The organism is Nocardia mikamii NBRC 108933 (assembly GCF_001613505.1).
GTDB lineage: Bacteria > Actinomycetota > Actinomycetes > Mycobacteriales > Mycobacteriaceae > Nocardia > Nocardia mikamii.
Map to the genome: position 1 here is coordinate 308,090 of NZ_BDCM01000006.1, position 25,132 is coordinate 333,221.

The 25,132-nt window shown below is 67.9% G+C and carries 26 protein-coding genes; 9 read left to right on the top strand and 17 right to left on the bottom strand.

Annotation, left to right across the window (positions count from 1 at the left end):
* Positions 1–93: 93 nt before the first annotated feature.
* Positions 94–594, top strand: coding sequence for a DoxX family protein (locus NMI01S_RS08105; RefSeq protein ID WP_245716765.1), 501 nt, complete (start codon positions 94–96; stop codon positions 592–594).
* On the opposite strand, the gene glgA is transcribed toward NMI01S_RS08105, so the two are convergent.
* Positions 570–1,727 carry a glycogen synthase gene (gene glgA / locus NMI01S_RS08110; protein ID WP_062995628.1) on the bottom strand — a complete coding sequence of 386 codons (1,158 nt, stop codon included), beginning with the start codon at positions 1,725–1,727 and terminating at the stop codon, positions 570–572. The genes NMI01S_RS08105 and glgA overlap by 25 nt on opposite strands.
* 171 nt (positions 1,728–1,898) lie before the next feature.
* Here glgA and glgC point away from each other — a divergent pair, with 171 nt between their 5' ends.
* Positions 1,899–3,113, top strand: a complete 1,215-nt coding sequence (glgC, locus tag NMI01S_RS08115) for a glucose-1-phosphate adenylyltransferase (protein WP_062995342.1) — start codon at positions 1,899–1,901, stop codon at positions 3,111–3,113.
* 29 nt (positions 3,114–3,142) lie between these two features.
* Here the strand turns inward: glgC and NMI01S_RS08120 are convergent, their stop codons facing one another.
* From NMI01S_RS08120 to NMI01S_RS08140, 5 genes are all read right to left on the bottom strand, one after another.
* Positions 3,143–3,391: a hypothetical protein gene (locus tag NMI01S_RS08120; protein WP_036504790.1), complete on the bottom strand. Its 249-nt coding sequence runs from the start codon at positions 3,389–3,391 to the stop codon at positions 3,143–3,145.
* Between the two features lie 129 nt (positions 3,392–3,520).
* Entirely contained in the window at positions 3,521–5,179 is a 1,659-nt protein-coding gene (locus tag NMI01S_RS08125) for an ABC transporter permease (protein WP_084512710.1), read from the bottom strand.
* On the bottom strand, positions 5,176–6,138 hold the full coding sequence (locus tag NMI01S_RS08130) for an ABC transporter ATP-binding protein (protein WP_062995343.1): 963 nt from the start codon (positions 6,136–6,138) through the stop codon (positions 5,176–5,178). Before NMI01S_RS08130 ends, NMI01S_RS08125 begins: the two co-directional genes overlap by 4 nt.
* A gap of 24 nt (positions 6,139–6,162) precedes the next feature.
* Positions 6,163–6,816 carry a TetR/AcrR family transcriptional regulator gene (locus NMI01S_RS08135; protein WP_062995344.1) on the bottom strand — a complete coding sequence of 218 codons (654 nt, stop codon included), beginning with the start codon at positions 6,814–6,816 and terminating at the stop codon, positions 6,163–6,165.
* Between the two features lie 147 nt (positions 6,817–6,963).
* Positions 6,964–7,602: an O-methyltransferase gene (locus NMI01S_RS08140; RefSeq protein WP_157126107.1), complete on the bottom strand. Its 639-nt coding sequence runs from the start codon at positions 7,600–7,602 to the stop codon at positions 6,964–6,966.
* 383 nt (positions 7,603–7,985) lie between these two features.
* Here NMI01S_RS08140 and sigE point away from each other — a divergent pair, with 383 nt between their 5' ends.
* The 5 genes from sigE to NMI01S_RS08165 all read left to right on the top strand — a co-directional run bounded on the left by sigE (position 7,986) and on the right by NMI01S_RS08165 (position 12,117).
* Positions 7,986–8,624: an RNA polymerase sigma factor SigE gene (sigE, locus tag NMI01S_RS08145; RefSeq protein WP_439956248.1), complete on the top strand. Its 639-nt coding sequence runs from the start codon at positions 7,986–7,988 to the stop codon at positions 8,622–8,624.
* A 65-nt stretch (positions 8,625–8,689) separates the two neighbouring features.
* A complete protein-coding gene (locus tag NMI01S_RS08150) occupies positions 8,690–9,079 on the top strand; it encodes an anti-sigma factor (RefSeq protein WP_036504793.1) in 390 nt (129 codons plus the stop codon).
* Positions 9,064–10,638, top strand: a complete 1,575-nt coding sequence (locus tag NMI01S_RS08155) for a S1C family serine protease (protein WP_062995345.1) — start codon at positions 9,064–9,066, stop codon at positions 10,636–10,638. Before NMI01S_RS08150 ends, NMI01S_RS08155 begins: the two co-directional genes overlap by 16 nt.
* 9 nt (positions 10,639–10,647) lie before the next feature.
* Positions 10,648–11,142 (top strand): Sec-independent protein translocase protein TatB, encoded by a 495-nt coding sequence (gene tatB / locus NMI01S_RS08160; RefSeq protein ID WP_062995346.1) that lies wholly within the window; start codon positions 10,648–10,650, stop codon positions 11,140–11,142.
* Positions 11,143–11,280: 138 nt separating this feature from the next.
* On the top strand, positions 11,281–12,117 hold the full coding sequence (locus tag NMI01S_RS08165) for a hypothetical protein (RefSeq protein ID WP_062995347.1): 837 nt from the start codon (positions 11,281–11,283) through the stop codon (positions 12,115–12,117).
* Here the strand turns inward: NMI01S_RS08165 and NMI01S_RS08170 are convergent, their stop codons facing one another.
* The 6 genes from NMI01S_RS08170 to dapE all read right to left on the bottom strand — a co-directional run bounded on the left by NMI01S_RS08170 (position 12,118) and on the right by dapE (position 18,265).
* Entirely contained in the window at positions 12,118–13,041 is a 924-nt protein-coding gene (locus NMI01S_RS08170; protein ID WP_157126086.1) for a glucosyl-3-phosphoglycerate synthase, read from the bottom strand.
* The gene (gene folP, locus NMI01S_RS33980) at positions 13,038–13,916 is read right to left on the bottom strand and encodes a dihydropteroate synthase (protein WP_084512713.1); all 879 of its coding nucleotides are present in this window, start codon (positions 13,914–13,916) and stop codon (positions 13,038–13,040) included. Before folP ends, NMI01S_RS08170 begins: the two co-directional genes overlap by 4 nt.
* A 44-nt stretch (positions 13,917–13,960) precedes the next feature.
* On the bottom strand, positions 13,961–15,730 hold the full coding sequence (locus NMI01S_RS08175) for a long-chain-acyl-CoA synthetase (RefSeq protein ID WP_084512716.1): 1,770 nt from the start codon (positions 15,728–15,730) through the stop codon (positions 13,961–13,963).
* Positions 15,731–15,771: 41 nt separating this feature from the next.
* Complete coding sequence (locus tag NMI01S_RS08180; protein ID WP_062995349.1) at positions 15,772–16,338, bottom strand: LOG family protein; 567 nt, start codon at positions 16,336–16,338, stop codon at positions 15,772–15,774.
* Positions 16,332–17,066 (bottom strand): LOG family protein, encoded by a 735-nt coding sequence (locus NMI01S_RS08185; RefSeq protein WP_218020948.1) that lies wholly within the window; start codon positions 17,064–17,066, stop codon positions 16,332–16,334. The genes NMI01S_RS08180 and NMI01S_RS08185 overlap by 7 nt, the downstream gene beginning before the upstream one ends.
* Before the next feature lie 98 nt (positions 17,067–17,164).
* Positions 17,165–18,265 carry a succinyl-diaminopimelate desuccinylase gene (dapE, locus tag NMI01S_RS08190; RefSeq protein WP_062995351.1) on the bottom strand — a complete coding sequence of 367 codons (1,101 nt, stop codon included), beginning with the start codon at positions 18,263–18,265 and terminating at the stop codon, positions 17,165–17,167.
* A gap of 121 nt (positions 18,266–18,386) precedes the next feature.
* Here dapE and dapD point away from each other — a divergent pair, with 121 nt between their 5' ends.
* On the top strand, positions 18,387–19,340 hold the full coding sequence (gene dapD / locus NMI01S_RS08195) for a 2,3,4,5-tetrahydropyridine-2,6-dicarboxylate N-succinyltransferase (RefSeq protein ID WP_062995352.1): 954 nt from the start codon (positions 18,387–18,389) through the stop codon (positions 19,338–19,340).
* Between the two features lie 59 nt (positions 19,341–19,399).
* Here dapD and NMI01S_RS08200 read toward each other — a convergent pair whose 3' ends face one another.
* The gene (locus NMI01S_RS08200) at positions 19,400–19,771 is read right to left on the bottom strand and encodes a PPOX class F420-dependent oxidoreductase (RefSeq protein ID WP_062995353.1); all 372 of its coding nucleotides are present in this window, start codon (positions 19,769–19,771) and stop codon (positions 19,400–19,402) included.
* 68 nt (positions 19,772–19,839) lie between these two features.
* Complete coding sequence (locus tag NMI01S_RS08205; protein WP_062995354.1) at positions 19,840–21,264, bottom strand: acyl-CoA synthetase; 1,425 nt, start codon at positions 21,262–21,264, stop codon at positions 19,840–19,842.
* A 163-nt stretch (positions 21,265–21,427) separates the two neighbouring features.
* Between NMI01S_RS08205 and NMI01S_RS08210 the strand changes: the two genes are divergently transcribed.
* Positions 21,428–22,276 carry an oxygenase MpaB family protein gene (locus NMI01S_RS08210; RefSeq protein WP_062995355.1) on the top strand — a complete coding sequence of 283 codons (849 nt, stop codon included), beginning with the start codon at positions 21,428–21,430 and terminating at the stop codon, positions 22,274–22,276.
* 193 nt (positions 22,277–22,469) lie between these two features.
* Here the strand turns inward: NMI01S_RS08210 and NMI01S_RS08215 are convergent, their stop codons facing one another.
* From NMI01S_RS08215 to NMI01S_RS08225, 3 genes are read right to left on the bottom strand one after another with little or no spacing between them, the layout of a single operon-like run.
* Positions 22,470–23,237: an ESX secretion-associated protein EspG gene (locus NMI01S_RS08215; RefSeq protein WP_062995356.1), complete on the bottom strand. Its 768-nt coding sequence runs from the start codon at positions 23,235–23,237 to the stop codon at positions 22,470–22,472.
* The gene (locus NMI01S_RS08220; protein ID WP_062995357.1) at positions 23,234–24,748 is read right to left on the bottom strand and encodes a hypothetical protein; all 1,515 of its coding nucleotides are present in this window, start codon (positions 24,746–24,748) and stop codon (positions 23,234–23,236) included. The genes NMI01S_RS08215 and NMI01S_RS08220 overlap by 4 nt, the downstream gene beginning before the upstream one ends.
* Positions 24,745–25,125, bottom strand: coding sequence for a hypothetical protein (locus NMI01S_RS08225; RefSeq protein ID WP_157126089.1), 381 nt, complete (start codon positions 25,123–25,125; stop codon positions 24,745–24,747). Before NMI01S_RS08225 ends, NMI01S_RS08220 begins: the two co-directional genes overlap by 4 nt.
* Positions 25,126–25,132 lie beyond the last annotated feature (7 nt).

The window sequence follows — 25,132 nt, forward strand, 5'->3', positions numbered from 1 at the left end:
CCTCGCCACGCGCTACGCCGTATCAGTGTGCGGCCGTATCGGTGTGCGGCCGTATCAGTGCGACCACTCACCATAATCAGCCAGGAGGCAGCCATGCGCAGTCTTTCCCGCTCCGCGCCGGCCGGTACCACGATGTCCGCCGGCACCACCGGACGTCTCTTCCGCCGCGACCACCCACCCGTGCTCGCTCTTGCCGCTGGCCGCTACCGCACCGTCGCCTACCGGGTCGCCACCGCCGCCATCGTCGCCGAGGCCGGCGTGGGTGGCGTCTGGGATCTCGCCCGCATCCCGTTCGTGACCGATGTGGTCACCCATCTCGGATATCCACGCTATTTCCTGGTGTTGCTCGGCGCGTGGAAGATCCCGGCCGCGATCGTGCTGGCCGCTCCCCGGCTCCCGCTGTGCAAGGAATGGGCTTATGCCGGAACGTTCTTCGTCTACACGGGGGCCATCGCGTCGCATCTGATCACCGGCTGTGCGCGCGCGGAAGTGGCGGTGCTGAGCGCCATGACCCTGCTGACCGTCACCTCGTGGGCGCTGCGGCCCGCGGACCGTTGCCTGCCCGGCCGTCAGCCCTTACGGATGCGGTCGTAGAGACCGGTGGTGCGGGCCGCGACCTTCGCCCAACTGAATTCGGCCGTCGCGCGCGCCCGCCCGGCCGCGCCGAATCGCGCCGCGGTCTCGGCGTCACCGGCGAGCTCGTTGACCAGGTCGGCGAGGTCTCGTTCGAAGTCGCGGGGCGCCTGCGGGTCGTAATGGGCCAGCCGCCCGGTCTGCCCGTCGGCGACGACCTCCGGAATTCCGCCGACATCCGAGGCGACCACCGCGGTACCGCAGGCCATCGCCTCCAGATTCACGATCCCGAGCGGCTCGTACACCGAGGGACAGATGAAAACGCTTGCGGCGGAAAGGATCTGGCGAACCTGCTCGGTCGGCAGCATATCCCGGACCCAGAACACGCCGCCACGCGTCGCGGCGAGTTCGCGCACCGCCGCGGCCGCCTCGGCCTCCAACTGCGGGGTATCCGGGGCGCCCGCGCACAGCACCAGCTGAATCCCGGGGTCGATATCGCGGGCCGCGGCCAGCAGATGGGCGACTCCCTTCTGCCGGGTGATGCGGCCGACGAAGGCCGCGATCGGCGCATCGTCGCGGACCCCCAATTCGGCGAGCACATCGCGGGCCTCGGGCACCGGACCGCCCGGGAACCAGGCCCGGGTGTCGATCCCGTTGTGCACGACGTGTACTCGCGCGGGGTCGACGGTCGGGTAGGCGTCCAGGACGTCGCGGCGCATACCCTCGCTGACCGCGATCACGGCGTCGGCATTCTCCATCGCGGTCCGTTCCGACCACGACGACAACCGGTAGCCGCCGCCCAGCTGTTCGGCCTTCCACGGCCGGCGCGGTTCCAGCGAATGCGCGGTGAGCACGTGCGGGATGCCGTAGAGACTCGCGGCCAGATGCCCGCCCAGCCCGGTGTACCAAGTGTGGGAGTGGACCACGTCGACGGCGCCGACGGCATCGGCCATGCGCAGCTGCGCCGACATCATCTGCAGGGCGGAATTGGCCGCGTACAGCATCGGATCGGGCTGGTGCACCACCGCGTCGGCGCGTTCGGCGCCCATACAGTGCACCGTCACCTCGCACAGTCGGCGCAATTGCGGGACCAGTTCGGTCACGTGCACGCCTGCCCCGCCGTACACCTCGGGGGGATATTCGCGGGTCAACATCGCGACCCGGAGCCGGTCGGGGTCGGCAAGCGATATCGGCTCGCGGTCGCCATCCGCGAAACTCACCGGTCCAACCTAATCGGTGCGCCCTCGCCTCACCACACCTGCCCGGCCACGCCGGAGTGAACCGGCATCGGACACGCCGTGGCCTGGGACGGTAGGTTGAATTCCGTGAGGAGCCAGCCGCACGTACTCGGGGTAGTGCTAGCCGGTGGTGAGGGCAAACGACTCTTTCCCCTCACCAAGGACCGCGCCAAGCCGGCGGTCCCGTTCGGGGGCGCCTACCGCCTGATCGACTTCGTCCTCTCCAATCTCGTCAACGCCGGTTACCTGCGCATCTGTGTGCTGACCCAGTACAAATCGCATTCCCTGGACCGGCACATCTCCCAGACCTGGCGGCTGTCCGGCTTCGGCGGCGAATACATCACTCCGGTCCCGGCCCAGCAGCGGCTGGGACCGCGCTGGTACACCGGCAGTGCGGACGCGATCATGCAATCGCTGAATCTGATCTACGACGAGGACCCCGACTACATCGTGGTGTTCGGCGCCGACCACGTCTATCGCATGGATCCCGAACAGATGGTCGCTCACCACATCGATTCCGGCGCGGGGGTGACCGTGGCCGGAATCCGGGTGCCCCGCAGTGAGGCGGGCGCTTTCGGGTGTATCGATTCCGACGAATCGGGCCGCATCACGCAATTCCTGGAGAAGCCGGTCCATCCGCCCGGCACCCCCGACGACCCGAATATGACCTTCGCCTCGATGGGCAATTACGTCTTCACCACCAAGGTGCTGGTCGACGCGATTCGCGCCGATGCCGACGACGTCGATTCCGACCACGACATGGGTGGCGACATCATTCCGGCACTGGTCTCCCAGGGGCAGGCGGGCGTCTACGACTTCGCGCGCAACGACGTTCCCGGCTCCACCGACCGCGACCGCGGCTACTGGCGCGACGTCGGCACCATCGACGCCTTCTACGCGGCGCATATGGACCTGGTCTCGGTGCACCCGATCTTCAATCTCTACAACAAGCACTGGCCCATCCGCGGCACGGCGGAGAATCTGGCCCCGGCGAAATTCGCGCAGGGCGGGCTGGCCCAGGAGTGCATCGTGGGTGCGGGCAGCATCCTCTCCGCGGCGACGGTGCGCAATTCGGTGCTGAGCTCGAACGTGTTCATCGAGGACGGGGCGACGGTGGAGGGCAGTGTGCTGATGCCCGGGGTGCGGATCGGCCGCGGTGCGGTCGTGCGGCGCGCGATCCTCGACAAGAACGTGATGGTCGGCGAGGGCGAGATCATCGGCGTCGATCTGGACCGCGACCGCGAGCGGTTCGCGGTGAGCAACGGCGGTGTGGTCACCGTCGGCAAGGGCGTCTGGGTCTGACCCGCCGATTTCGACGACGCGGAGCCGCGTCAGCGGCCCGGCATCGGATACTGCGGCGGCGGAGCCGGTTCGGTGACGCCCGGACTTTCCGGCGTGTAGCAGAACGGCGCACAGGTGCCGTGCGGCACTCTCGGATATCTCGCCGGATCGTCGAACTTGTCGTCACTGACCAGCAACATCACCAGCAGTGCCACGAAGACCGCCGCGCCGAGGCTGACGAGAGCCAGGACCAGCCACCCGCGCGGCGCGACCTCGATCAGGATTCCGCGCTCGTACACTCCCCGCCTCCCGGTACCGCCGAATTACCCACTGTGCCAATGGTATCGGCTGCCGCGTGATCACGGCCACGGGAAAGGCCGCCCGGCACTCCGGAACGGGAGCGACCGGGCGGCGAAATGCCCTGCGGATCAGCGCAGATCGCGTCGGCGCCAGCCCGCGAGCCCGACCGCGGTGATCACCGCCGCGAGCACCAGCAGCACGAGCACCGGCACCGCGCGGAAATCCTCCGCCGGCAGTTTCGGCAGATGACCGTAGGGGTTGAGGTCCAGAACCCATTGCGGCATACCGGAGATCGAACCGAGCAGATAGATCGCCACGCCCGCGGTGAACACACCCCACGCCACCGGCGTCCAGCGCGGCAGCAGTCCGAACAGCAGCACGGTGATCGCGGTGAACACCCACACCGCGGGAATCTGGATCATCGCCGCTTCCAGCGCCTGCGGGAACTTGCCACCCATATCCGATGCGGCGATCCCGTAGGACAGGCCGCCGATCACGCCGGAGACGAACAGCGCCACCACCGGACCGCCGAAGGCGAAGATCAGATGACTTGCGGCCCAGCGGATTCGGCCGACGGCGCCGGTGAGGACGGTTTCGGCGCGATCGTCGCTCTCCTCCGCGTACATCCGCAGCGCGGCCGAGATCGAGAAGGCGGCCGCGCCCAGTCCGACCATCGAGAAGGCGGTGTTCAGGAAGGCCTGCTCCACCCCCTGCGAACCGCCGAGCCGGGCGATGATGTCGCGAACGGTCTGGCTGGAACCGATCTCGTCCCCGATGCCGTGGACCACGCTGCCGATGATCAGCCCGTAGAGCGCGAGCCCGACCGTCCACGCCACCAGGGTGCCGCGCTGCAACCGCCAGGCCAGTCCGAACGGTCCGCTCAACAGAGCCGATCCGGCCGCGGGACCGGGCCGGTCGGCGATCAATCCGGCCCCGAGGTCGCGCCGTCGCAGCAGCGTATAGGCGACCGCGATCAACACCACGGTGGTCACCGCGTGCAGCAGCAGCACCCACCAGCGATCTCCCGCGAAGGGACGGACCTGCAGTGACCAGCCCTGCGGTGACAACCAGGTCAGGATGTCGGTGGGACCGTCTCCGGCCCGCGCGTCACCGATGGCGCGCAGGGTGAAGGTCACCGCGAGTACCGCCAGGGCGATGCCGCGGGCCAGGCGCGCGCTCGCGCTGAGCTGCGCGGCGACCGCGGCCACCGCCGCGAAGACGATGCCCGAGGCGGCCAGTGCCGCGCCGAAGGCCAGCGAGCCGTCGAACGGCACTCCCGACGAGGCGATGCTCAGCGTGGCGACGATTCCGACCGCCACGCAGGCGGCACAGGTCAGCAGGAGGGTGGCGGTCAGGGCGGCGAAGCGGCCCATCCGGGTGGAGGCGAGCAGCTCCTCCCGTCCGGTCTCCTCCTCGGCGCGGGTGTGCCGGATGACGGTGAGGATGGTGGCGATGCCTATCAGGGTGTAGAACGCTCCCGGTTTCCACGCTCCGGCCGCACCGAGACTGGTGTTGTAGATCGGCCCGTACAACGCCAGCTGCGCCGGGCTGGACAGGATGGTGTGCGCGAAATTCTGCAGATCGGCCGGCGACGAGTACAGATTCTTCACGCTGGAGAAGTAGACGCTGCCCAGTGGCGCCGAGAGCAGCAGCACCCACAGCGGCAAGACGATCCGGTCCCGCCGCAGATACAGCCGCAGCAGCTGCCCCGTGCCGGTGAAATTCGAAGCGCGAGTGAATGATTCGGCGAATCCGCCATGGGGGCGGTCGAGGGTCGCGGTGGTCATTTCGCCGCCTCACTCAACGCGTGCCCGCTCCGCGCGGAGGTGTGCGCGGGTCGCCGGGCGTCGTCCGGCGCGTCGCCGTCGAGCGAATAGTGGCGCAGGAACAGCTCTTCCAGCGTCGGCGGCTGACTGACCAGGCTGCGCACGCCGGCGTCGCCGAGCACCCGGATCAGTTCGCCGAGATGTTCGCTGTCGACCTGGCAGTGCAGGGTGTGGTCCTCGATCGTGAGGTCCTCGACGCCCGCGACGGCGCCGATATCGCCCGGGTCGCCGACGAGTTCGGCCGTGATCGACGTACGGCTGAGATGGCGCATCTCGGCCAGGGTTCCGCTCTCCACGGTCTTGCCGGCGCGGATGATCGTGACCCGATCACACAGCGCCTCCACCTCGGACAGGATGTGGCTCGACAGCAGCACGGTGGCGCCGCGCTCGGCCGCCTCCCGCGCGCACTCGCGAAAAACCTGTTCCATCAGCGGATCCAGGCCGGAGGTCGGTTCGTCGAGCAGCAGCAGGCGCGCGTTCGAGGAGAAGGCGGACACCAGCGCGACCTTCTGCCGGTTGCCCTTGGAGTAGGCGCGCGCCTTCTTGCGCGGATCGAGCTCGAAGCGCTCGATCATCTCGGCACGGCGCTCGGTATCGATGCCGCCGCGCATCCGCCCCAGCAGATCGATGGTCTCCCCGCCCGACAGCGACGGCCACAACGTGACATCGCCGGGGACGTAGGCGATATCGCGGTGCAGGTCGACCGCGTCGGTCCACGGGTCGCGCCCGAGCACCCGCGCCTGCCCGGAGGTGCGCGCCAGGATGCCGAGCAGAATGCGGATGGTGGTCGACTTGCCGGCCCCGTTGGGCCCGAGGAAGCCGTGGACCTCTCCCTCGGCGACCTCGAGGTCGAGGCCGTCCAGGGCGCGTACCGATCCGAAGTGCTTGTGCAGTGTCCGGACCTCGATTGCCGATGACATCGAATCTCCTTGCGAGATAAGGGTTCACATTTCGGCGAGCAGCGAGTCGAGCACCGAGGAATCGGCGAACAGGCCGTGGGTGTTGACCTCGATGGCCGGCAGCATCATCTGGTCGGCGTACTCGCGCAACGCTTTTCGAAAGTCGAGCTTTCCTTCGTGGCGGGCGGCGTAGAGCTGCAGGTAGAAGAAGAAACCCCCACCGTTCTGCACCGCCAGATAATTCGCCGTCGCCGATACGTCCCTGGGCCGCCGCAACGTGCCGGCCTCGATACCGACCTCGAGATAGGACTCCACATCGGCGCGCATCTGATCGAACAGCGAGGTCATCAGCGTTCCGCCGGCCTGGAAGCTGCGCATCAGATATGCGGTGTAGGGCGCGAACTCCTCGATTTCGGTGAGGGCCTTCAGGGTCGAATTCGGCGAGGGCTGCTGGACGTATTCCGTCTTCGCGGCACGAATGACGGCACGGACGTGCTCGTCACACGCCTCGCGCAGGCCGTCCTTGGAACCGAAGTGGTGATTGACGAGTCCGGGTGAAACCCCCGCCGCCTTGGCGATGGCCCGCACCCCGACCCCGAATCCCTCTTCTCCGAAGACGACGATCGCCGCGTCCCGGATCCGGGCGGGCGTGCTCAGATCCGAGGCTGATCCTTCCGGTACGGCTGCTCCCTTAAACACATGTTCAATATACTAAACACTCGTTCAATCCGCACGCAAGACTCGGCGCCGAGCGAATTTCGGCAATCGAATGCGCAGGTAGGCAGCGTCCCGCGAGCTAATTCCGGGACCGGCGGGATCGAGCCGCCGGGACATCGCGAGCGGTGATCAGCCGCGCGAGGCGCAGAGCAGGCCGTCGCCGACCGGGATCAGCACGCTGGTCAGGTCGGGATCCTCGGCCACGGCCCGGGTCGCCGCCCGCACCGCCTGCGTCGCGGCGTCGCGCTGCGCCGGATCGGGCACCCGCCCACCCAGCAGCGCGTTGTACATCAGCACCGCCCCACCCTCGCGCAGCAAACGTACGGCCTGCTCGACGTACTGCGGATGTTCGAGCGGGGCCGCATCGATGAACACCAGGTCGTAGGCGCCGTCGGCGAGCCGGGGCAGCACGTCCAGAGCGCGGCCGTTGATCAGCCGGGTGCGCGCCGGGGCGATATCGGCCGCGCGGAAGGCGTCCTTGGCCGCGCGCTGATGTTCCGGCTCGGAGTCGATCGTGGTCAGCGTGCCGTCCTCGCGCATGCCGTCGAGCAGCCACAGGCCGCTGATGCCGGCGCCGGTGCCGACCTCGACCACCGCCCGCGCGCCGAGCAGCTGGGCGTAGATGCTGAGCAGCGCTCCCACCGACGGCGGCACCGGCGCGGCGCCCAGTTCGGTGGCCCGCTCCCGCGCGGCGATGAGGATCTCGTCCTCGACCACGGATTCCTCCACGTAGGCGAGGTTGCGCTGCAGGGCCGATGCCGCTGGGATGTGGCTCACGAATATGAGGCTAACGGCGTGGCAGTCCAGGGGCGCGACGACGGCCGGTGTTTTTCTCAGGTGTCCCTCAGCCTCCCCATACCACCGGCACATCGGGAACCGCCAGAGTATTGACCAAGCAAGGGCCGGCCGACCGCCGGACGGCGCCCGGGAACACCGGACTCAGGTTCGGGGTTGTACCCGGTACGCGACGACCACCAGTCGTCGTGCGCCTTCCACGGTCCCGAGTAGGAGGTCACCCCATCCACAAGGTCGATGCGGCGCGTGAGTACGCCACCCTGCCCGAGTCGAGTCTGCCGATCGGCGTCTCGGCCGATTACGAGCTGCCCGGTGCCGCTCGTAGCGATGTCCGTACCGAAGCCGGGGCCGATGTCCTGAACGGCGCCGACTTCGACGATACCGAAGCCGTCGCGGGCGATGCCGCGGACGACGATGCGCTGAGCGGTACCGCCGCCTTCGACGCCACCGGCGACCGCACCATGATGCCGTCCTGGGACGACCTGGTCCGCGAGCACGCCGACCGGGTGTACCGGCTGGCCTACCGCCTGACCGGTGACCCGCAGGACGCCGAAGACCTCACCCAGGAGACCTTCATCCGGGTCTTCCGCTCGTTGCAGAACTACCAGCCCGGCACGTTCGAGGGCTGGCTGCACCGGATCACCACGAATTTGTTCCTGGACATGGTTCGCCGGCGTAACCGCATCCGGATGGAGGCGTTGCCCGAGGACTACGACCGGGTGCCGTCCGAAGGTCCCGGACCCGAGCAGGTCTATCACGATGCCCGGCTGGATCCGGATCTGCAGCGTGCGCTCGACGCGCTGGCGCCGGAATTCCGCGCGGCCGTCGTACTGTGCGATATCGAGGGTCTGTCCTACGAGGAGATCGGCGCTACCCTCGGGGTGAAGTTGGGTACCGTGCGCAGCCGTATCCACCGCGGCCGTCAGGCACTGCGGGAACACCTTGCGCATAATGGTTCTCAGCAGCGGTTCGCCGCTGAGGAGAAAGTCGGGTAAACAGCGGTGCAGCGCCGCGGCCGTGCCCGGCGAAGCTGGAGTCCGTCGGAAGGGTGTGCATCCGTATGACCGGCGAGGGTCGATTCGCCCCCACCGAACACCTGGCCAATGAGGCCGTTGTCGCGTATGTCGACGGCGAGCTGAGAATGAACGCCTATCTGCGCGCGGCCGAACATCTGTCCCGCTGCCCCGAATGCGCCGCCGAGGTCGAGGCGCAGCAGCAGGCCCGGGTCGCGTTGCGCCGGGCGGCACAGATGCAGATTTCCGCGCCGACGGACCTGCAGGACACGCTGAGCCGAATTCCGTTGGCCGACCTCACCGGTAGTAGCACCGACGATATGTCGCGTGGCGCGAGTTTCCTCGGCCTGCGGGCGGATTCGTTCCGTTTCGCCTCCTCCTCGAATCGAGAAATGGGATTCGAGAGCAGGCGGTGGACGGGATGGTGGCGCAAGTAGAGTTTGCGAACGTGACCACCGAATCGACGCCGTCCGCTTCATCGGATTCGGCGGCCAGGGGGAACCTGAGGCCGTCGGACGCGCCCGTGCTGGGGCCGCGCCCGGTGTACCGCCCGGATATCGATAAACACACCGCCCGCGCTTTCCGCCGCCCGGAGGGGCAGGCCGGATCTTTCGCACCCCATGCCCAGGCCGCGCCCGCGCCGCGCCACGACGCTCCCGAATTGGTCAATCGCCCGCCGGACGCGGTGCTGGCCGAGGCCTTCGGACGGCCCGCGGGTTCCGACGAACTCTTGCAGCGCGATCCCGAGGCCGGGGCCGACACGCCCGATACGAGCGCACCGGTCGATCCGTGGCGCGATCCCGCGGCGGCGGCCCGGCTCGGCGATCCCGCCATTCACACCCCGGCTCCGCAGCCGCTGCCGCCGGGTGTCAAACTCGGCGCCCGCGAGGTGCTGTTCGGCGGCAAGGTCGCGCCCAAGGCATTGGCGATCCTGGGTGTGGCCGCATTGATCATCGGCGTGCTCGGCGGCCTCGTCGGCCGGTTCACCGCCGAGAACACCGGAGCGCTGACCTCGCGCAAGATCGCGCTGCAGCAGGAGAGCAACACCGACAAACCGCACAGCCAGGTCGCCAAGGTGGCCGACGCGGTGCTGCCCTCGGTCGTCTCGATCCGCGAGACCGTCGGCGACAACGGCGCCCTCGGTTCCGGCGTGGTCATCGACGGCAACGGCTACATCGTCACCAACAATCACGTCATCTCGATGGCGGCGCAGGACAAATCCGGACGCGCCAAGATCCAGGCCACCTTCTCCGACGGCACCAGGGCCCCGGCCCAGCTGGTCGGCCGCGACCCGAAGACCGACCTCGCGGTGCTGAAGGTCGACGTCAAGAACCTCACCGTCGCCCGGCTCGGGAAGTCGGGCGATGTGCAGGTCGGCGACGACGTACTGGCCATCGGCTCGCCGCTGGGCCTGAGCAAGACCGTCACCTCCGGCATCGTCAGCGCGTTGCACCGCGCGATCCAGGAGAGCCCGGAGGCCGGCGACGACACCGCGGGCGCCTTCGACGCCGTGCAGACCGACGCCGCGATCAACCACGGCAACTCCGGCGGCGCCCTGGTCGACGGCGAGGGCCGGTTGATCGGCATCAACACCGCCATCCGCAGCGAGAGCGGCGGATCGGTCGGCCTCGGCTTCGCGATTCCGGTGGATCTGGTGCAGCGGGTGTCGCAGACCCTGATCCGCGACGGTGTGATGTACCACCCGTGGCTCGGGGTCAGCGCGAAGACCAAACAGGTCGAGAACGACGTCATGAGCGGCGCCGCGGTGGCCGATGTGGTCGGCAACAGCCCGGCCGCCAAGGCGGGTATCGCCGAGGGCGACGTGATCGTCAAGGTGGGCGATCGGCAGGTCACCGAACCGGCCGAACTCACCGTCGCCGTCCAGTCCCATCAGATCGGGGAGACGGTGAATTTCCAATTGATCCGCGACGGCCGCCAGGTCGATGTGCCGGTGACGCTGGAATCCGATAAGAACGCCCCGCAAGCACCCCAGTAGCCTGGTCTTATGTTCAATATCGGCTGGCCCGAGATGGTGATCCTGGTGGTCGCCGCGCTGGTGATTCTCGGCCCGGAGCGGCTCCCGGGGGCGATTCGCTGGACCGCGCAGAGTCTGCGTCAGGTCCGCGACTACGCCTCCGGCGCCACCAGCCAGCTGCGCGACGATCTCGGACCCGAGCTCGACGAACTGCGCAAACCTCTGGAAGAGCTCAACGAACTGCGCAAACCACTCGAAGGTCTGCGCGGGATGACGCCGCGGTCGATGGTCACCAAGCACCTTTTCGACGGTGACGATTCGCTGTTCACCGGCACGTTCGGCGGAGCGAATGCGGGTAACGGCTCGTCGGGCAATTCCGCGTCCTCCCATTCCGTGACCTCCCATTCCGTGACCTCACAGACCGGCACGCCGAATTCTGTGACCCCGCCCAATTATTCGGTGCCCGAACCGCCGAAACCGCTCGACCGCAACGAGAAACCGCCGATCGATTTCGACGCCACCTAGTCGAAAAGCACTGATAGTCCCCTTACGGACCGCCCGGTCCGGCCCAAATGGCCGGTGTACTCGATGGATTCGCCGTCTGCGGCGGATTCGTCAACCGGACTAGACACATCCGGGTGTCGAGCTATCTAGACTTCGCACATGTCAGCCGACGAGGTGGCACGGGTGTTCGCGATCGAAGACAAGGTCGAACGTCTCAAGGCTGCCACCGAAGGGGTCGCGGCGGCCCAGCAGACCATCAACGAGCTCACCCGCATCCGCCGAGCGGTGATCAGAGAGCTGCATGCCGAGGGCTGGACCTTCGCCAGGATCGGTGCGGCAGCGGGACTTTCACGCGCCCGGATTCACCAGGTCAGCACCCAGGGCCCGGTACCGGAAGGTTTGTTCTTCGGGCACGGACCACTCACCGTGCTGACGCCGGATCTCCGCGCGGTCACCCGCGCGACGCCGCTGATCGGCGCGCCGGATGCCGCCGCGCCGCATCGGCTGGCGGAACTGTTGCGACAGCTCGGATTCACCGTCACGGTCGAACGGTTTCTCCCCGGGCGCCCGGTGGATCTCGACCGTGAGGGTCTGATCGTGCTCGGCGGGCCCGAATTGTCGCCCAGTCTGCGGTATCTGGTCTCGGCCGACCCGAGGCTGCGCCGGACCCTCGCGCAGGCCGGGCGAGTGCGCCGCGCGATCGAGGACCGGGCCGCCCGGCGGATCTACCGGCCGAGCGGCACCGAACCCTTCGACATCGCCTATCTGGCACGCCTGCCCCGCCCGGACGGGCGGGGGACCATTCTGGTCATCGACGGACTGCATCCGCCCGGATCACTCGGCGCGATACGGCTTCTCGGCACCCGGCTGGCGACCCTGCACGAGCGCGCCGACACCCGCGCATTCTCGGCGGTGATCGGCGTCCGCTACGACCGCCACACCGGCGAACCGATCGAGGTGGATCTCCTCACGCCGATCTACCGCCACGAACGTTGATCAGGCGGCGACTTCGGTGGGACGCAGGGTGTTCATCGGCGGCCGATCCGCCAGGTGCACATCCGTGCTCAGCGCGGTGAATTCCTCACCGATGAGCGGGAATTGCGTCAATGCCGCTCCGGAGTCGCGAATTCCGCTGCGTCCCAGCACGGTTCCGAGAATCTGCCGGCTCATCACACCCAGATCCGACAGCGGACGATTGCGATGCGTGCGCACGCCCAGATTCACCTGGCCGATCGCCGAGAGGCCGAGCATGTCGAAAGTGTCCAGCAGCAGGCCGATCTCCACACCGTAGCCCGGGGCGAACGGCACCGCGGTCAGCAGTTCCCGCGTCCCCGCGTACTCACCGCCCAAGGGCTGCAACACTTTCGACAGATCCGGGCGCAGCGCCGCCAGCAGCGGCCGCGCCACCAGTTCGGTCACCCGGCCGCCACCGTGCTGCTCGACCGCCGCACCCTGGCGCAGCGGACGCCGGTAGTAGGCCTTCACCAGATGCATACCGTCCACGGTCAGCAGCGGACCCAGCAGTTTCGGCACGAACATCGGATCGGGATCGATGAGATCCGAATCGACGAAGGCCACCAGATCACCGGAGGTCGCGGCCAGTGAGCGCCACAGCACCTCGCCCTTACCGGGAACCGGCTCCAATTCGGGCACGGCCTGCTCGCGGGTGACCACCCGCGCCCCGGCCGCACGGGCCCGCTCGGCCGTCGCGTCCACGGAGCCGGAATCCAGCACCACCAATTCGTCGACCAGCGTGCCGAGCAGCGGCCGGATACTGGCCACCACATCGGCGACCGTGCGTTCCTCGTTCAATGCCGGCAGCACCACCGAGACGGTGCGCCCGTCCTTCGCGTCGACCAATTCGTCGATCGCCCACTGTGGTCGATCCCACGTATGCGTGGCAGTCCAATCGAACGTCATACCAGACCTCGCAAGGTTCGTGCGGGGGGCCGGATGCCCTGAATCGCCGCGATCATGTCCACTACTCGCCGGGTGGCGGCGACCTCGTGAACTCGGAAGACCCGGGCGCCGGCCGCGGCCGCCCACGCGGTTGCCGCCAATGTCCCCTCCAATCGCTCGGAAAGCCCGACACCAAGAGTCTCTCCGATGAAATCCTTATTGCTCAGCGCCATCAAGACCGGCCATCCGGTATTTACAAGAATGTCCACGGCCCGCAACAGTTCGAGCCCGTGATAGGTGTTTTTGCCGAAATCGTGCGTCGGATCGATGAGGATCGCATCCGCGGCGACCCCCGCCGCGCGCGCCGCCTCGGCGGCGCCGACGAGCGTATCGGTGACCTCGGTCACCACATCGGCGTACCGGACCCGATGCGGCCGGGTGCGCGGCCGGGCGCCGCCGGTGTGGCTGCACACGATCCCCACACCCAGTTCGGCGGCCACGCCCGCGAGCTGCGGATCGGCACCGGCCCAGGTGTCGTTGATCAGATCCGCGCCTTCGGCCACGGCCGCCCGCGCGACCTCGCTGCGCCAGGTGTCCACACTGATCAACAGGTCGGGATAGCGCGCCCGGATGGCCGCCACGAACGGCACCACCCGCCGTACTTCCTCCGCGGCGTCGACCTCGTCCCCCGGACCGGCCTTCACCCCGCCGATGTCGACCAGGTCCGCCCCTTCGGAGACGGCGCGGGCCACCGCGGCCATCGCGGCGTCGTCGGAGAAGGTGGCGCCCCGGTCGTAGAAGGAATCGGGGGTTCGGTTGACGATCGCCATCACCAGCGCCCGATCCGTCGCCACCGGCTTCCCGCACAGGGTGGACAGCGGTGACGCAGAGCTCATGGAGGTGAGTCTAATTGCGGGGCCTGGGCGCCCTCGGACACGACCTAGCCCCGGGGCGCGGTACCGGCCGCCACCTCGTCCGGATAGCTCGGGTAGAACGGCACATATCCCTGGTCGCGGCCCTTCAGCACATAGACCGCGGTCGAGTCGTCGGCGGCGAAGCCCTGCTTGCGCAGATCCACCTTGCGGCTCTTGAAGGTCGAGGTGGTCTCCAGTTCGGGCACGACGCGGACGAACAGCGGCACCGCGTACCCGGGCAGGCGGTCGTAGAGCCGGGCGGCCAGCGCGGAGCCGTCGAAGGCGGCATCGGCGTCGAGGGTGATCGCGGCCATCCCCGCCTTACCGTCGGCTCCGGGTACGTCCACGCCGTACACCACCGCTTCGGTGACACCGGGCGCGCCGTCGAAGGCGCCCTCGACTTCGGTGGTGGCGACGTTCTCGCCCTTCCAGCGGAAGGTGTCGCCGAGGCGGTCGACGAAGGCGATGTGGCGCCAATGCTGGTCGCGCACAAGATCTCCGGTGTCGAACCAGCAGTCGCCGTCGTCGAATGCGTTGCGCACCAACTTCGATTCGGTCGCGGATTTGTCGGTGTAGCCGTCGAACGGCGAACGGTCGGTGACCTTCGCAAGCAGCAGGCCCACACCTCCGGAGGCGACCTTGCGCAGTCGCCCGTCGGGGTATCGCCGCGCCTTACCGGTCTCCTCGTCGAATTCCACCACCGCGTAGGGCAACGGTCCGAATCCGGCGGTGCGGTCCACGCCGAAGGCGTTGATGAAGGCGATATTTCCCTCACTGGCACCGTAGAACTCCACCACCCGGCCGATGCCGAAGCGCCGCCGGAATTCGTCCCACAGCTCCGGGCGCAGGCCGTTGCCGACCGCCAGCCGCACCGAATGTTCGTGTTCGCGAGGCGATTCCGGCTGATTGAGCAGGTACCGGCACAGCTCGCCGATGTAGATGAACGCCGTCGATCTGGTCGCGACGACCTCGTTCCAGAAATTCGACACCGAGAATTTGCGGCCCAGCGCCAGCGTCGCCCGCGAGCCGAGCACCGCGCCGAGCGCGACCGTCAGCGCGTTGTTGTGATACAGCGGCAGACAGCAGTACATGGTGTCGCCGCCGCGCAGGCGGATGCCCAGGCCGCCCAGGCCGGCCATACTCTTCGTCCAGCGCAGATGGGTCATCACGCTGGCCTTGGGCAGCCCGGTCGTGCCGGAGGTGAAGATCAGGAAGGCGCGCTCCCGGGCGCGGACGTCCGCGCACACCGCCGGGTCCGCCGGATCGGCCGCGCGGGCCAGCTCCTGTAATTCCTGCGTGTACAGCAGGTTCGGCGGCGGCTCGGGCAGTGAGCGCAGTGCCTCCTCGCATTCCTCGCCGATCACGTTGACCGTGCTGTTCAGCAGGCCGAAGCTGTGGGCGAGTACCTGTTCGCGCTGATTGTGATTGAGCAGCCCGACCGTCGCACCCAGCTTCACCGTCGCCAGCACCACGAACAGCGTCTCGGGGCGATTGGTCATCAGCACGCCCACCACGTCGCCACGGCGCACACCGCGTTGTGCCAGCACCTCGGCGAAGCAGTTCACCTCGGTATTGGCCTCGCCGTAGGTGTATTCGCGGCCCTCGAACCGCAGGAACGGCCGATTCGGATACCGCCGCGCCGCCTTCTGGAAGTACAGACCCACCGAGGATTTGTCGTCCGCGCGCACCAGCATGCCGGTGGCGCCGCGCAACATGCCCGGCGTCTCCACCGCCATGGCGGGCAGTCTGCGTGCCAGATCCCAGAGACTGATCGTGTTTCGGGCCTCGGCGGTCACATTCTCCTCCAACGATTTCCGGTCGGGCGGTGTCGATGCGCTCAGGCGGTGTCGACGCGCGGCGCGGTCAGGGCTCGGAATGCGGATGCCACATCCGCGGTCACGGTAATCCGATCCAGTGCGGGGCGCCCGATGAACCCGGCCGCGCTCAGCTCGTCCAGCCATGCGAACAGTCCGCGGTAGTGGCCGTGCGGATCGAGCACCACCAGGGGTTTGCCGTGCAGCCCCAGATATCCGCCGGTCCACGCCTCGAAGAATTCCTCCAGCGTGCCGATTCCGCCCGGCAGGGTCAGGAAGGCGTCGGCGCGATCCTCCATGATCTGTTTGCGTTCGCGCATGGTGTCGGTGACGATCAGCTCGTCACTGTCCACATCGGCGACTTCCTGATGCACCAGGCGTTTGGGGATCACACCCGTGGTGCGGGCGCCACCGGCGCGCGCGGCCACCGCCACCGCCCCCATCATCGAGACATGTCCGCCGCCGGACACCAGTTGCCAACCGCGCCGGGCGATTTCACTGCCCACCTCGGCGGCCAGGCGCAGCGCGTCCGGATCCGCGGCGCTGGCCGAACAGTAGACGCACACCGCGAACGGTTGCCCGTTCACCACTGATCCTCCGTCCCGGTGGATTCCTCGCCGCGGCGCGCGGCGGCCTGCAGCACGATGCCGACCAGTTCCTCCACACTGTCGGTCACGTGCAGCAGTTCCAGATCACCGGGCGAGATCTTGCCCGAACCGCTCGGCGAATCGCGCAGCCAGTCGACCAGCCCCGCCCAATAGCGGCTGCCGAACAGGATGACCGGGAAGCGGGTGATCTTGTGCGTCTGGACCAGTGTGAGCGCCTCGAACAGCTCGTCCAGCGTGCCGAAGCCGCCGGGCAGGCAGATGAACGCCTGGGAGTACTTGACGAACATCGTCTTGCGGGCGAAGAAGTAGCGGAAGTTGATGCCGAGATCGACCCATTCGTTGAGACCCTGCTCCATCGGCAGTTCGATGCCGAGGCCCACGGAGAATCCGCCCGCCTCACAGGCGCCGCGGTTGGCCGCCTCCATCACTCCGGGGCCGCCGCCGGTGATGACCGCGAAACCGGCCTCGGCCAGGGCGGCGCCGATGGCCCGCGCCGCCTCGTATTCGGGTGTGTCCACCGGCGTGCGCGCCGAGCCGAAAACCGCGACGGCCCTGGGTATTTCGGCCAGTGCGCCGAAGCCCTCGACGAATTCGCTCTGAATCCGGAGCACCCGCCAGGGGTCGGTGTGCACCCAATCGGTGCGGCCGCGGCCGTCGAGCAGATGCTGGTCGGTGGTTCCGGTGCCCTGTTTGCGCGCCCGGCGCAACATGATCGGGCCCCGGAACTTCGGAGTCGATTTGGGAGTGGACTTCGGTGATCTGGTCGGTGCGGGCTCGGACGCGGTGGACATGGACCGAACCTACCGGGTCAGCTCCGGTGACCGGTCAGGTAGTTGCGCAGGATCTCGGTGACGACGGTGATCTGGCGGGTGGGTACGCGCTCGTCCACCTTGTGCGCCAGATTGGGGTCGCCGGGCCCGAAATTGACCGCCGGAATTCCCCGCGCGGCGAATCGCGACACATCGGTCCAGCCGTATTTCGCGCGCACCCCGCCGCCGCCGTGGGAATGGACGCGCTCCACCAGGTTCTTCGCGGCCGGAGACGACAGACCCGGCAGCGCGCCGGGCGCGCCGTCGGTGCGCTCGAAGCTCACATCCAGTCCGTCGAACACCTCGCGCACATGCTCGGTCGCCTCGTCGAGGGTGCGATCGGGTGCGAACCGGAAGTTCACCAGCACCTCGGCCTCGTCGGGCACCACATTGCCGGCCACCCCGCCTTCGACCTTCACCGCGGAAAGCCCCTCGCGATACACGCAACCGTCGATGTCCACCTCGCGCGGCACATAGTCGCGCAGCCGCTGCAGGACGGGCGCGAGCTTGTGAATGGCGTTGTCGCCCAGCCACGCTCGCGCGGTGTGGGCGCGGGTGCCGCCGAGACCGAGGCGGACCCGCAGCGTGCCCTGACAGCCCGCCTCGATCCACGCGCCCGACGGTTCGCCGAGGATGGCCAGATCGCCGTCCAGCCATTCCGGCAGTTCGCGTTCGATGCGGCCGAGACCGTTGTATTCGGCGGCGATCTCCTCGCAGTCGTAGAAGATCAGGGTCAGATCGCAGACCGGATCGGCGACGGTCGCGGCCAGATGCAGGAACACCGCGTCGCCGGACTTCATGTCGACGCTGCCGCAGCCGAACAGCACTTCCTCACCGTCGATCGTCTCGAACCGGCCCGGCACATTGTCGGCGATCGGCACGGTATCCAGGTGGCCGGCCATGATCACCCGATGCGGCAGCCCGCGATGGGTGCGGGCCAGCACGGTGTTGCCGTGCCGCAACACCTCGAAACCCTCGGTCTGCTCGCGCAGCGCCCAGGCGACGGTGTCGGTGATCGCCGCCTCGTCGCGGGAGACGCTCGGAATGTCGACGAGGGTCGCGGTGATCGAGATCGGGTCGGCGCGCAGATCGATGGTCACCGGACCAGCCTAAGTGTTCGCCCGTCTCACGACCGGGCCGAGCGGCTCGATCGGGGCGGACGGGCCGGACGGCACAGGTAGCCCACCACCTCGCGATCTGCACCCAGTAGGCTGAAGTGCCGTGAGCACACAGGGAGCATCCGCAGTCGGTTTGGCGACGGTGACCGTGAACGGGACGGTCCTCGACACCTGGTACCCGTATCCGGAACTGGGCACGTTCGAGACGTCCGAGACCACGCGGCTGAGCCCGGCCGAAGCCGAGTACGCCCGCTTCGCCGATCTGGTCGGCCCCGACGAGGCCCGCCGGGTCGAGGTCGTCGCGGTGCGCACCACGATCGCGGACCTGTCGGCGCCGCCGATCGACACCCACGACGAATATCTGCGCCTGCACCTGCTCTCCCACCGTCTGGTCCGGCCGCACGGACTCAGCCTGGAGGGGCAGTTCGGGCTGCTGGCCAATGTCGTGTGGACCAATCACGGCCCGTGCGCGGTCGAGGACTTCGAGCTGGTGCGCGCGAAGTTGCGCGCCCGCGGTCCGGTCACCGTCTACGGCGTCGACAAATTCCCCCGCATGGTCGACTACGTGCTGCCCGCGGGCGTGCGCATCGCCGACGCGGATCGGGTGCGGCTGGGCGCGCATCTGGCCGAGGGCACCACGGTCATGCACGAGGGTTTCGTGAACTTCAACGCCGGCACGCTGGGCGCGTCGATGGTCGAGGGACGCATCTCCGCCGGTGTGGTGGTCGGCGACGGTTCCGATGTCGGCGGCGGCGCGTCCATCATGGGCACTCTGTCCGGTGGCGGTAAGCAGGTCATCTCGATCGGCGAGCGCTGTCTGCTCGGCGCCAACGCCGGCCTGGGCATCTCGCTGGGTGACGATTGTGTCGTCGAAGCCGGCCTCTACGTCACCGCCGGCACCAAGGTGGCCCTGCCCGACGGCCGCACCATCAAGGCCGCCGAACTGTCCGGCCAGTCCAATCTGCTGTTCCGCCGCAACTCGCTGACCGGCAGCGTCGAGGTGGTCGCCCGCAAGGGCACCGGCATCGAACTCAACGCCGCTCTGCACGCCAACTGACGACACACGAAAACGCCCCTTCCGTCTCGGAACGGAAGGGGCGTTTCGTGTCGGGCGCCCTATTCGATTCCGAAGCCCAGCACGCGCTGCGGGGTGATGCGGATCAGTTCGCGCGAACCGCCGTCGAGGTAGGTGTCCACATCACGCAAAGCCTGTGCCACGCCGCGGATTTCGAGGCAGCGCACCTGCCATGGATTCACCGAGGCGATATCGTCCACGACGAAGGAGACCCGCTCCTCCTTGGCGAGGTTGCGGAACTTCTGCGAGGCGCCCATGTTGTGGCCCGCGATATCGATGGTGCCGAGGGCTTCGTTGTAGCGGAAACCCACCGGATTGTTCTGCGGCGATCCGTCCGGGCGGATGGTGGCCAGCCGACCCAGGCGTTGGCCCGCCAGATACTCGATCTGGGCTGCAGACAGCGTTGCGATCATGCGCCGACCTTAGAACCTCGAGTGCGGTACAGGTCAACCCGCCACGTTCCCGGCACCGGATCGTCGGGTCAGCGCAACTGCTTCTTCTGCACCTTGCCCATGGCGTTTCGCGGCAGTTCGGTCACCATCAGCACCTCGCGCGGCCGTTTGTGCGCCGAGAGCTGCTGGGCGACGAAGTCGATCAGTTCCCGCTCCGAAATCGGGGTGTCGGCGCGCGGCACCACGTAGGCCCGGATGCGCTGCCCCAGATCCGCGTCCTCGATCCCGACCACGGCGACCTCGGCCACACCCGGGTGGCCGAGCAGGCAGGTCTCGACCTCTCCGGCCCCGACGCGGTACCCACCGGATTTGATCAGATCCACCGATTCGCGCCCGACGATGCGATGGAACCCCTCGGCGTCGATCGCCGCCACATCGCCGGTGACGAACCAGCCGTCCTCGGTCCAGCTCTCGGCGGTGGCTTCCGGACGGCCGAGGTAGCCGTCGAACAACATGGGTCCGCGCACCTGCAGTCCGCCGATACTTTCGCCGTCGTGCGGAACCGGTGCCCCCGCCTCGTCGCGCAACCGGGTCTGCACACCCGCCACCGGCAGGCCGACCCAGCCCGGCCGGCGCTCGCCGTCGGCCCGGGTGGACAGGGTGATCATGGTTTCGCTCATGCCGTAACGCTCCACCGGCGCCTGCCCGGTCAGCTCGCGCAGCCGTTCGAAGACCGGAACCGGCAGCGGCGCACTACCGGAGACCAGGAGCCGGGCATTCGCCAATTCCTTTGCGGCGTCGGGGTCTTCGGCGATGCGTGACCAGACCGTCGGCACGCCGAAGTACATCGTGCCGGCCGCGGCCGCGTAGGCGGAGGGTGTGGGTTTGCCGGTGTGCACGAGCGGGCTGCCGACCCGCAGCGGTCCGAGCACGCCGAGGATCAGCCCGTGCACGTGGAACAGCGGAAGGCCGTGTACCAGTTTATCTTTCGACGTCCACGACCACGCCTCGAACAGGGCGTCCAGACCGGCCGCGATGGCGCCGCGACTGAGCACGACACCCTTGGGCGCGCCCGTGGTCCCCGAGGTGTAGAGGATGAAAGCCGTGGTGTTCGCGGCGGGTTCGGGATGGCTGTGCCAGGAGCGGGCGTGTTTGCGCACCGGGATCACCGGCAGCGTGGGGTTTTCCGGCGCCGCACCGAGCCAGGCCCGCGCCCCGGAATCGGCGAGGATGTGGTCCAGTTCGGCCGATCCGGCGTCCGGCGGCACCGGCACGGCGGCGACCCCGGCGATCAGGCAGCCGAGGATCCCCAGCACGGTGGTGGCGGTCGGGCGGGCGAGGATCGCGACCCGGCCGGCCCCGGCGATCCGTTCGGCCACCGAGGTCGCGGCGCCGACCAGATCGCTGCGCGAGAGCGTCTCACCGTCGATGGTGATCGCATCGGGGATGTCGTATCCGGCGGCCACGGCGGCCGGATTCAGCGAGGGCAACAGCGGCAGCGAACCGTAGGGCATCGGGCCAACCTATCAATCCGGCTCTTCGATCCGGCGCGGCCGGCACTCCTGCGACCGAGCGGACCGTTGCGAATTCGTCTCGTCGTCCAACGGCCGTTGACAGCGCAGTGAGGTGGTGAGACTGTCGAGATGTAGCCTTCTCACGCGGAGATGGGGGTCGACGATGACCACGTCCATTCGCACGTCGCCCGGGCAACCGGTCGCCGGATACGATGTCGCGGCGCACCTGGACGGTTCGGCCGCCTTCTTCGGTGCCGCCGCCAACGTCATCATGCAGTTGTCGCTCCCGCCCGTCGGCTACGGCGTGGTGGAGAGCACCGTCGACAGCGGCAAGGTGATGCTGCATCCGGTCAAACGCACCCGCACCACACTGACCTATCTCGCCGTGGCCATGCTGGGCAGCGACGACGAGCGCGCCGCCTATCGCGCCGCGGTGAACTGGCAGCATCGCCAGGTTCGCTCCACCGCGCAGAGCCCGGTCAAGTACAACGCCTTCGATCCGAAGCTGCAGCTGTGGGTGGCGGCCTGCCTGTATTGGGGTGCGCGCGACCTCTACGAGCGGATGCACGGCCCGATGCCGGAGCAGGAGGCCGAGGCCTTCTATCGCCACGCCGCCCGGTTCGGGACCACACTGCAGATGCCGCAGGCGATGTGGCCGGCCGACCGCGCCGCCTTCGACGCCTACTGGAACCGGCAGATCGCCGCCGTCCGGATCGATCCGGCGATCCGCGCGTACTTCGACGATCTGGTGGACTTGAAGATGTTCCCGCCCCCGATTCGCCTGGCGTTCGGACGCTTTCACCGCTGGGTGGTCGCCGGACTGCTGCCGCCGAATCTGCGCGCGCAGATGGCGATGCCGTGGACCGAATCCGACGACCACCGCCTGGCCCGGCTGCTGCACGCGGTCGGCGCGGTGGAGGAGCGAGTTCCCAAGCCGCTCAAGATGTTTCCGGTCAACGCCTACATGTTCGATATGCGGGTCCGGCGGCGTTTAGGACTGCGGTTGGTATGAGGTGACACGAACCCCTCCCCCGCACCGAGACCGGCAGCAGGGCGTTTTCTCACGCCATGTCATCGGGAAGCAATCGGAAGTGGGCATGTTCCTCGGTCAGCGGGCACAGGGCACGGAAGTCGCGACGATCCAGAGTCGAGATCGCCTCTGTTTGATATTCGGCGTGCGTCCGAACTGTGAAGCGCGGCATTGTCTACACGCGCGCCGACCGCGACCCGATTTCCCGGACCCTTCGGGCCAATGCCCGGGCGTGACCGACGAACCCATCGTGCGTCATCGGCTGGACGGTATAGGAAACCGCGTCCTCCCGGACGTAGTAGCGGCCGTCGCCTGCGAAGTCCATCCAGAAGAAGCCCTCCACACCGTCGGTGCGGTTGTCCAGGAATGGTCCCGGGTAGCACAGCACCTCGCCCCATCCGGTGCGCGGGCGGGAGAAGAATCGGTCGAGGCGTTCGCGCGGTGTGGGCGGGCGGTTCCAGCCGCCATTCGGATCGGGTTCGATATCCAGTTCGGATTTCAGTGCGTGGAGTTCGTGGCGGCCGGGCGGTTGGTCGGGAAGCATGCGGGCCAGCAGGGTCAACGCCTGCACATGCGTGCACAGACTGACCGAAACATCGCCGCTCACATCGGGTTCCGGATCGGGGTCTTGGATGGCCACCGCCGCGATCTCCGGCCCGAACCCCGCATAACCACGCAGCTGGGTATCGGGGTTGTCGGGGTCGGTTCCGATGCGCCCGTGCACATGCAAACGCACCTGCGGTTCGGCCAGCGTGTGCAGCAGGCGGGCGAAGTCGTCGTCCACGCGAGGCAGCAGGGTGTCGATCGCCTCCCGGCGTTGCCGACCGAGTTCGATGTCGTCGCCGGCGCGCAACGCATTCCACGTCGGATAGGGCAGGCGGTCGCGCTGCGTGGCGAAGAAGGCCGCCTCGTACTGGGCGCTCGTCAGCTGCCAGTGGATCACCGATATTCTCCCGGCGCTCTGCTCCGGTCGGGTGTGTCCGACGTGGGCGTATGCGGCGGCCGGGGATCGGATTGCCGTTCCTGCGGCGGGTTCTCCCCGATGGCGCCGTAGGCGGGCATCACCCTGCGGCCGTCGTCGATCCATTCCTCGAGGTGTTGTCCGCGCAACAGCTCCGACGATCCGCGCTCCTTGTCCTCTTCGGACTTTCCGCCGCCGCGACCACCCATCCCCGGCGCCATACCGGGTGTGCCCGGTGCGCCGGCTTGGCCCGGCGACCGTAAACCCAAGGGCGCCACCGGTTCCGCGAGGGGCTTGCCGGGCACGCTCACGCCCGGACCGCCCGACCGTGGCACACCGCCGCCCGAACTCGACGAGCCGCCGCCGAATCCGTGCCCGGCGGCACCGCCGCCGAATCCGGAGGTCGACGACCCGCCACCCAGGCCACCGCTGGGATCGAAACCTGCCGCCGTGGTGGAGGCCGCAGTGGGCAGGGTCGACCCACCTGTGCCCTGCTGGTTCAGCCCCGTGCCGTCGACCGCACTCGGCCGCGTGCCGGGTGACGTGGTCGATCCAGGATTCGAGTTCGCGCCACCGTCGTTTCCGGTATTCGGATCGCCGTTCGGAGTGCCACTGTTCGAATCGTCGCCTCCGGGCGAGGGTTGATTACCGCCCCCGAGATTCGGGGTGCCCGGCCCCGACGGCCCGGGTCCCAGGTTCGGCGGCCCCGCCGGATTCGCGACGGGCTGCACCGGCGGAATCACCGGCACGCCTTGGTCTCCGCCTCGGATGCCCGGCGCGTACACGTTCCGCAAAACCTGCAAACAGGCCTGCTTCGCCTCGTCCTTCTTCGAGTCCTGCCCTTGCTGCTCCGCGAGGATCGGCAGCTGGGGACCCGAGGCCGGAGCCGCAGGAGCCAAGTTCGGCAAGCCCGGATTCTGTACCAACGCGCCGCTCACCGGGGCCACCGCCGACAGCACCGGGCCCAGCATCCGGAACGTTTCGTCGCTACCGCGCTGTGCGAAGGCGACTTTCATCCCGACGAGCGTCGCCGATTTGCCGATGGAATCGGATGTCTGGAGAAAGTCGCCGAGCGCCTTGGCGGCCTTCCCGGCGGCCATACCCTGCCACCCCTCGGCGATTTCCTTCTTCAAGCCGTCATTCAAGGTGCGGGTGGCATCCCCCAAGCCGGACCCGATCTTTCCCCACGCCTCTGAAACCGCATGCACCACATCGGGTTTGATCTCGTAGGTCAGATCGCGAATCTGTTCCAGCGACAAACTCTCGAAATTGTCACCGCCGGTGAGACTCGCCGGATCGACATCCGCGCCCAACTGCCCCGCCAGATCGTTGATCTGACGCTGGAGTCCCAACTGATCCGCATCCCACGCCCGCGTATGCTCCGCCGACACCAAGGTCGCGTACGTGCCGTTCTTCATCGCATCCAGCTGAGCCCGAAGATTGGCACCACTGCTCTGATCCAGATAGCTCGACGGATCCGGCGGCGGCGTCACGGCTTGATCCCCTGTTCGAGATCTTTGAACTCTTTGCCGTACTCGGCATCCGTGTCGGCGTAGGCGACGGCCGCTTTACGGAGAACGTCTTGGATCGCTTTCGCCTCGTCGATCAGTTCCTTGATGCGCTGTTGAATGGACTCATCACCACTACCCTTTCGGGTGAACTTGTCCGCGAGATCCAAACCCATCTGGAAACCTCCGAAACCGCTGACGCGCTTGACCTGATCGACATAGTTGGTCATATCGTCGATGTGGTCGATATATTCCTGAAGGTGCTTCACCGCAGCATCCAGCTTGTCGCGGTGAATCATCAACTTCAGATTCCCTTGTTCAACCTCATTTGCGAGTTGGCGCCAAACATCTAGTTCGGACACGACCCCG